At 62.5% G+C, this 7,380-nt stretch carries 5 protein-coding genes and 1 pseudogene; 1 reads left to right on the top strand and 5 read right to left on the bottom strand.

Going from position 1 to position 7,380, the window contains the following annotated elements:
- Nucleotides 1–803 (top strand): annotated as a pseudogene (locus HCZ87_RS10225) (calcium-binding protein); the annotation flags it as partial.
- Nucleotides 804–833: 30 nt separating this feature from the next.
- Here HCZ87_RS10225 and HCZ87_RS10220 read toward each other — a convergent pair.
- The 5 genes from HCZ87_RS10220 to HCZ87_RS10205 form a co-directional block, all read right to left on the bottom strand.
- Nucleotides 834–2,183 carry a sigma-54 dependent transcriptional regulator gene (locus tag HCZ87_RS10220; RefSeq protein WP_167643652.1) on the bottom strand — a complete coding sequence of 450 codons (1,350 nt, stop codon included), beginning with the start codon at nt 2,181–2,183 and terminating at the stop codon, nt 834–836.
- A 26-nt stretch (nt 2,184–2,209) separates the two neighbouring features.
- Nucleotides 2,210–2,335, bottom strand: coding sequence for a hypothetical protein (locus HCZ87_RS21215; RefSeq protein WP_303048842.1), 126 nt, complete (start codon nt 2,333–2,335; stop codon nt 2,210–2,212).
- A 134-nt stretch (nt 2,336–2,469) separates the two neighbouring features.
- Complete coding sequence (locus HCZ87_RS10215) at nt 2,470–3,684, bottom strand: formate dehydrogenase subunit gamma (protein ID WP_167643651.1); 1,215 nt, start codon at nt 3,682–3,684, stop codon at nt 2,470–2,472.
- 123 nt (nt 3,685–3,807) lie between these two features.
- Nucleotides 3,808–4,401, bottom strand: a complete 594-nt coding sequence (gene fdh3B / locus HCZ87_RS10210) for a formate dehydrogenase FDH3 subunit beta (protein ID WP_167643650.1) — start codon at nt 4,399–4,401, stop codon at nt 3,808–3,810.
- A gap of 12 nt (nt 4,402–4,413) precedes the next feature.
- A complete protein-coding gene (locus HCZ87_RS10205) occupies nt 4,414–7,308 on the bottom strand; it encodes a formate dehydrogenase subunit alpha (protein WP_167643649.1) in 2,895 nt (964 codons plus the stop codon).
- Nucleotides 7,309–7,380: the final 72 nt, after the last annotated feature.

Below are 7,380 nucleotides of genomic sequence, written 5' to 3'. Positions count from 1 at the left end.
TTGTACTTCGTAGGGGGCCAGCTGCTCATGCCTTCCCAGCTATCATGCTGGATTCATGCAGTGAATCCCCCAACCGATTGGTGCAACATGGCCTCGCCAAACCCAAGAACGGCGAATTGTCCGATGGGATCACCATATTCAGCTATGGTGGCGACGACCTGATCAACCTGCGCGCGCGCAGCGAGACCGTCGATGTCAACACCGGCAGCGGAAACGATACGGTGCGGCTGGGTGACGGCTTCAGCCAGGTTAGAACCGGCACCGGCCGGGATGTCATCCGCGGCGGCGATGGCAGCGACAATATCGACGGCCAATGGGGGCGTGATCGCATCTTCGGTGGCGGCGGCGATGATGTGTATCTCAGCGGTGGTGCCGGTCGGGACACGGTATTTGGTGGGGCTGGCGACGACCACATCAACGACGAAAGAGGCATCAATCGCCTGTTCGGTGGCAACGGAAACGACGATATAAGAGGTCGCGGCTGGCTCAGCGGTGGCGCTGGGGACGATGTATTATTCGCAACGGCGCGCAAACATAGCGACACCTTCGATTTCCGTCTGCGCGGCGATGACGGCTTTGGGCGCGATACGATTTCCGGGAACTTCACCGACGATAACAGGCCCCTCGACCGGCTCGTGTTTGACCAGGGTACGGATATTGCCCACCGAATTGACAGCGACAGCGGCAATATGATCATCACCGCCAGCCAGGACGGTGAGGATATTGGCGTTGTTGTGGTTCAGGGGTTCTTTGACTTTGGGGACTACGCGCAGAACGTCCTCGACAACATCGAGTTCCTTTAAACCCGGTTGCAGTTGATCAGCTTGGGGCGCTCATACGCCCCAGCTGGCACATTTGCGATCAATGGTCTTGCGCGAGACACCCAGCCTCCGGGCGGCCTCGGCGCGGTTGCCGTCGCAGGCGTCCAGCACATGCATCACATGGCGCTGGGTGACCATCTCCAGGTTCTCCACCGCCGCCACGCCGGTCACCGATCCGGTGCCTGCAAATGCCTCCGGGAAGGCGCCGAGGATCACCGAGCGTTCAATCAGGTTGCGCAGCTCGCGCACATTGCCGGGCCACTCATAGCGCGAGAATTTCAGCAGCGTCTCCTCGTCAAGCTCCAGTGCCGGCATGCCCAGCGACAGCGCGAATTGCTCCATGAAGAGCATCGCCAGCTCGACGATATCCTCCACCCGCGCGCTGAGGGGGGGCATCTCGATATTGACCACATTGATGCGGTGATAGAGATCGGCGCGGAACTTGCCCGCCGCCACCGCCTGTTGCAGGTCCGCATTGGTGGCAAAGAGAAAGCGCAGATTGAGCGGGATGTCGCGCTCCGCCCCCACCGGGCGCACGCGCTGATCCTCCAGCACTCGCAGCAGCGCCGCCTGCACCTGCTCGGGCATCTGTGCCACCTCATCCAGGAACAGCGTGCCGCCCTCGGCATGCAGGAACAGCCCGTCGCGGCGGCGCTCCTGCGCGTCAATGACACCAAAGAGCTCCTCTGCCAGACGGTCCGGCGACAGGCTGGCGCAGTTCACCGCCACAAAGGGTTTCTCGGCCCGGTCCGACATCCCATGCAGCGTGCGCGCCGCGATCTCCTTGCCGGTGCCGGACGCGCCGGTAAACAGCACCGGCGTCGGCAGGGGCGCCAGCCGGGTCAGCATCTCGCGCACTTTTGCGATGGCCTCGGATTTGCCCAGAAGCCGCCCGCCGCCGCCGGATTGGCCGGAGGAGAGCGCGTGTTTCAGCAGATAGTTTTCCCGCCGCAGATATTTGCGATCCAAGGCCCGGGCGACTGCGTTCAGGATCTGATTGGCGCGAAAGGGTTTGAGCACGAAATCCGCGATGCCGATCCTGAGCGCCTGAATGGCGGTATCCAGATCCGCATAGGCGGTGACCAGAATGGTATCGGCAAACAGCCCCACCCGGCGTTGCTCCGCCACCCAATCCAGACCGGTCATGCCGGGCATGATATTATCCAGCACGATCAGGTCAAAATGTGCCTTGTCGAGGATCTCCGAGGCCTCGCGCGCCGAGGCCGCCTGCTCCACGCGTTTGCAGCGCGGCGACAGCACCTTGGTCATGAAGTGACGCATGCCGGGTTCGTCGTCGATCACCAGGATCGAGGCGGAGGACATGGTTTCGGAGTATTCATCGCGAATGGCGGTGACGGTCATGGGGCTTCCCTCGGGCGCGGCCCGTTTTAGTTCAGGCGCACGGAGGCGCCGGAGCCGCGCTCTTGCGACGAAAAGCCCGCATGATCCAGCGCAAAATCCGCGCCAACAGCAAGCACGGCGATGAGGGCAAAGCCTGTCAGCATGGCTTTCATGTCAGTCATCCTCTTGGTGATCGGGTTGATGGTCGGTTTGATTGACGGTTTTGATCGTCGATGGCGTCGTGAAAAAGTCTAGCAGATCCCGCCGCCAGACGGGATCCGCAAATTCTCAAGCTCGGGCACCGGGGCTATTCCGCCGGTGTGGCCCCTGCCCCGTCCGCCTTGGCGCGGTTTTTCTCCTGCACCTCTTCGAGCCAGATCGAGTGGTGCTGATGCGCCCAGGCCTCGTCCACCTCGCCGCTGCCCATGGCGTCATAGGCGCCTTCCATGCCAACCGAGCCGATATAGATATGCGCAATGATGATCGCCATCAGCACAAAGGCCATGATCGCGTGCCAGGCCTGCGCCAGCTGCATTTCCTCCTGCCCCGCCAGATCGGTGGGCAACGCGCCGTAGCCGACCCATTGCGGCAGGCCGAGATCGTTAAGGATGCCAAAGGTCTTGGCAAAAAGCGGCAGCTCAAACGGAAACAGCAGCGACAGGCCGGAGACAGAGATCGACGCGCCAAAGACGATCACCGACCAGAAGATCACCTTTTGCCCGGCGTTGAATTTCTTCGCCGGCGGGTGCTTCTTGCCGATGATGCCGCCGAATTGCTTGATCCAGACCAGATCGAGCCGGTTGGGAATGTTATGCGCGACCCACATCACAAACACCATGACCAGCGCCAGCATGAAGGCCCAGGAGACCGAATTGTGGATCCATTTGGACCCGATCAGCAGCGTCGAATTCAGCTCCTTGCCGAGGTTGGGCAGGATCAGCACCCGGCCAAACAGCGTCAAGAGACCGGTCAGCCCGAGCAGGATGAAGGAGCCTGCCAGGGTCCAATGCGCCATGCGCTCGATGAATTGAAAGCGGGTGACGGTGCGCCCGGTCTTTTCGCCGTCAATGCCGATGCGGCCACGCAGCAGGTAGAAGACCAGCAGCGCCGCGATGGTGCCCAGCAGCAACCAACCGCCATAGTGGCGCAAGGGACCGGCGCGGAAGGCCAGCCAGTGCATGCCGCCGTCCTGCACCAGCACGGTTGCCACCTCGCCGCCCGCAGAGACGCGGACGTCGGCCGAATTATAGCGTAGCGCCCGCCACAGCTCCGGGTCGGATTGGCCGCCCAGGGTGCCGAGCTGCTCGGTAATGGATGCGCCCCCCTCCGGGTTGCCGGTGTTGTCGGCGCGGAAACTCTCGTCCACCCGCTGCGCATTCTGGCGCGCGAGGATATCTTCCAGCGTCTGCGCGCCACCGGTGGCGCTGCGGTCCGGCACGGCGGGGGCCGTCTCTTGCGCATGGGCCGAGAGGCCGCACAGCAGGGCCAGTTTCAGAACGAACACGAAAATCAGGCGTGGCATGGATAGGACTCCTCCAGAACCCGGATTTGAAAACAAGAAATGAGACCGCCATGCCAGAAGGGGCCCGCCGCAGGGGCGGGCCGCCTTCGATCATCGGCAAGCCAGTCAGGTCAGAGGGGCGTCTTAGCCGCCCTTCTGGCTATAGGCCGTGCCCCAGCCCCAGGCGCCGGAGCCAAAGCCACGGGCCACCACGCGCTCGCGGTAGACGGCGGAGACCATGTCGCCATCGCCTGCCAGAAGCGCCTTGGTGGAGCACATCTCGGCGCAGATCGGCAATTTGCCTTCTGCGATCCGGTTGCGCCCGTATTTCTGGAACTCGGCCTGGCTGTTGTTCTCCTCGGGGCCACCGGCGCAGAAGGTACATTTGTCCATCTTGCCGCGAGAGCCGAAGTTGCCCGCCTGCGGATATTGCGGCGCGCCAAAGGGGCACGCGTAGAAGCAATAGCCGCAGCCGATGCAGAGGTCCTTGGAGTGCAGAACCACGCCCTCTTCGGTCTGGTAGAAACAATCCACCGGGCAGACCGCCATGCAGGGCGCATCGGAACAATGCATGCAGGCGACCGAGATCGACCGTTCGCCGGGTTTGCCATCATTGATGGTGACCACCCGGCGGCGGTTGATGCCCCAGGGGACTTCGTGCTCGTTCTTACAAGCGGTGACGCAGGCGTTGCACTCGATGCAGCGTTCGGCGTCGCACAGGAATTTAGCTCGTGCCATTTATCCGTCTCCTTACGCTGGCATAATTTTGCAGAGAGTGGCCTTGGTCTCCTGCATCTGGGTGACCGAGTCATAGCCATAGGTCTGCGCCGTGTTGGTGCTTTCGCCCAGAACATAGGGGTCGGAGCCTTCGGGGTATTTGTCCCGCAGATCCTTGCCCTGATAGTGACCGCCAAAGTGGAACGGCATGAAGGCCACCCCCTCGCCGACCCGTTCGGTGACCATGGCCATCACTTTGACCTTGCCGCCTTCGGGGCCTTCGACCCAGCATTGCGCCCCGTCCCGCACACCAAGGTTATTGGCATCGCGCGGGTGGATTTCCACAAACATGTCCTGCTGGAGTTCCGCAAGCCAGGGGTTGGAACGGGTCTCGTCGCCGCCGCCCTCATATTCGACCAGACGGCCGGAGGTGAGGATGATCGGGAACTCCTTGGAGACGTCGTTCTTCTGGATCGAGGCATACATGGTCGGCAGGCGGTAGAATTTCCGGTCCTCATAGGTCGGATAATCCGCCACCAGGTCACGCCGGTTGGTATAGAGCGGCTCGCGGTGCAGCGGCACCGGATCCGGGAAGGTCCAGACCACCGTGCGGGCCTTGGCATTGCCGAAGGGCGCACAGCCATGTTTGATCGCCACCCGCTGGATACCGCCGGAAAGGTCGGTTTTCCAGTTGGTCTTCGGTCCGGCCACCGCATCAATCGCGGCACGTTCCTCGGCGGTCAGATCGCCATCCCAGCCCAGGTCCATCAGCATCTGCATGGTGAACTCGGGATAGCCGTCCTGGATCTCTGCCCCGGGGTTGGAGACCCCTTCGGCCAGAAGATTGTCGCCATCGCGCTCCACCCCGAAACGGGCGCGGAAGCACAGGCCGCCTTCGGCAACCGGCTTGGACATATCATAGAGGTTCGGCGTGCCCGGGTGGTTCATCTCGGGCGTGCCCCAGCAGGGCCATGGCATGCCGTAGTAATCGCCATCCGCAGGGCCGCCGACCGCTTGCAGCGTAGTGCGGTCAAAGGTGTGCTGGTTGGCCATATGCAGCTTGATGCGTTCCGGGCTCTGGCCGGTATAGCCCACCGTCCACATGCCGCCGTTGAACTCGCGGGTGATGCTTTCGATGTTGGGGGTTTCGTCGTCTTCCATCTCGATATTGCGGAAGAGACGATCTGCCCAGCCGAATTTCTTGGCGAATTTCGCCATGATCACGTGATCCGGCTTGCTCTCGAACAGCGGCGCCACCACCTGGTCGCGCCATTGGATGGAGCGGTTGGATGCGGTCACCGAGCCACGGGTCTCGAACTGGGTACAGGCCGGCAGCAGGTAGACACCATCGGTGCGGTCGTGCAACACGGCAGAGACGGTCGGATAGGGATCCACCACGACAAGCATGTCGAGTTTCTCCATCGCGGTTTTCATCTCCGGCCCGCGGGTCTGCGAGTTGGGCGCATGCCCCCAGAGCACCATCGCCCGCACCTTGTTGGGCTGGTCCATGTTTTCGGCATCTTCAAGAACACCGTCGATCCAGCGGCTGACCGGAATGCCGGTTTCCAGCATCAGGTTCTTGTCCTTGCCGTCGGCGCCCTTGACGGTGGCGAACTGACCTTTCAGCCAATCCATGTCCTCGCCCCAGACGCGGCCCCAATGGCCCCAGGCCCCGGCAGACAGGCCATAATAGCCCGGCAGCGTGTGGCTGAGAACGCCAAGGTCGGTTGCGCCCTGCACGTTGTCGTGGCCACGGAAGATATTGGTGCCGCCGCCAGAGGTGCCCATGTTCCCGAGCGCCAGCTGAAGGATGCAATAGGCGCGGGTGTTGTTGTTGCCATTGGTGTGCTGGGTGCCGCCCATACACCAGATCACGGTGCCGGGACGGTTGTTCGCCAGGGTGCGCGCCACGCGCTCCATCTGGCTACCAGGCACGCCGGTGACACGTTCGACCTCTTCCGGGGTCCAGTTCTTCACCTCGTCCCGGATCTGATCCATGCCCCAGACACGGGTGCGGATGAACTCCTTGTCCTCCCAGCCGTTCTCGAAGATATGCCACAGCAGACCCCAGACCAGCGCCACATCGGAGCCGGGACGGAAGCGGACATATTCATCCGCATGGGCCGCCGTGCGGGTGAAGCGCGGATCGCAGACGATCAGCGGCGCGTTGTTCTGCTCCTTGGCCTTCAGCACGTGCAACAGCGAGACGGGATGCGCCTCGGCCGGGTTGCCGCCGATGATAAAGATCGCCTTGGAGTTATGGATGTCGTTGTAGCTGTTGGTCATGGCGCCGTAGCCCCATGTATTCGCAACACCCGCAACGGTGGTGGAGTGGCAGATCCGCGCCTGGTGGTCGACGTTATTGGTGCCCCAATAGGCGGCGAACTTGCGGAACAGATAGGCCTGTTCGTTGTTGTGCTTGGCCGAGCCGAGCCAATAGACGCTGTCGGGTCCGCTTTCTTCGCGGATCGACATCATCTGGTCGCCGATCTCGTCGATGGCCTGTTCCCAGCTGATGCGCTTCCATTCGCCACCCTCTTTTTTCATCGGGTACTTCAGGCGGCGTTCGCCATGGGCGTGTTCGCGCACCGAGGCCCCCTTGGCGCAATGGGCACCGAGGTTGAAGGGGCTGTCCCAACCGGGTTCCTGCCCGGTCCAGACGCCGTCCTGCACCTCAGCGATCACGGTACAGCCGACCGAGCAATGGGTACAAACGGATTTGATGGTCTCGACATCACCGGTCGCCGATGCGGCGGCATTCGCCTGCGTCACGGTTCCGCCGGTGGCGCTGATCGCTGCAAGCCCGCCGATGGCCAGGCCGGAACCGCGCAGGAACGCGCGGCGGTCGACGGTAGTGTCGCCGACTTTGGACAGGATACTGGTCCGCTGGGGGCGTCGCGCAACCCCGTTGGTCTTTTTCCTAAGCATGTTATGCCTCCCTTGCTTGTTCCCAGAATTGGAAACGCGCTGGGTTATGATGAAAACCTCGGCACGGTCGGG

Origin of the sequence: Phaeobacter sp. HF9A (assembly GCF_011806385.1) — a bacterium.
Classification (GTDB): domain Bacteria; phylum Pseudomonadota; class Alphaproteobacteria; order Rhodobacterales; family Rhodobacteraceae; genus Epibacterium.
The sequence above is the reverse complement of the archived record's forward strand: the minus strand, read 5'-3'. Positions and strand labels throughout refer to the sequence as shown.

Excerpts from the sequence above, each read along its gene's own strand:
- HCZ87_RS10220 (WP_167643652.1), bottom strand. The coding sequence starts at position 2,183 with ATGACCGTCACCGCCATTCGCGATGAATACTCCGAAACCATGTCCTCC.
- HCZ87_RS21215 (WP_303048842.1), bottom strand. The coding sequence starts at position 2,335 with ATGAAAGCCATGCTGACAGGCTTTGCCCTCATCGCCGTGCTTGCTGTT.
- HCZ87_RS10215 (WP_167643651.1), bottom strand. The coding sequence starts at position 3,684 with ATGCCACGCCTGATTTTCGTGTTCGTTCTGAAACTGGCCCTGCTGTGC.
- fdh3B (WP_167643650.1), bottom strand. The coding sequence starts at position 4,401 with ATGGCACGAGCTAAATTCCTGTGCGACGCCGAACGCTGCATCGAGTGC.
- HCZ87_RS10205 (WP_167643649.1), bottom strand. The coding sequence starts at position 7,308 with ATGCTTAGGAAAAAGACCAACGGGGTTGCGCGACGCCCCCAGCGGACC.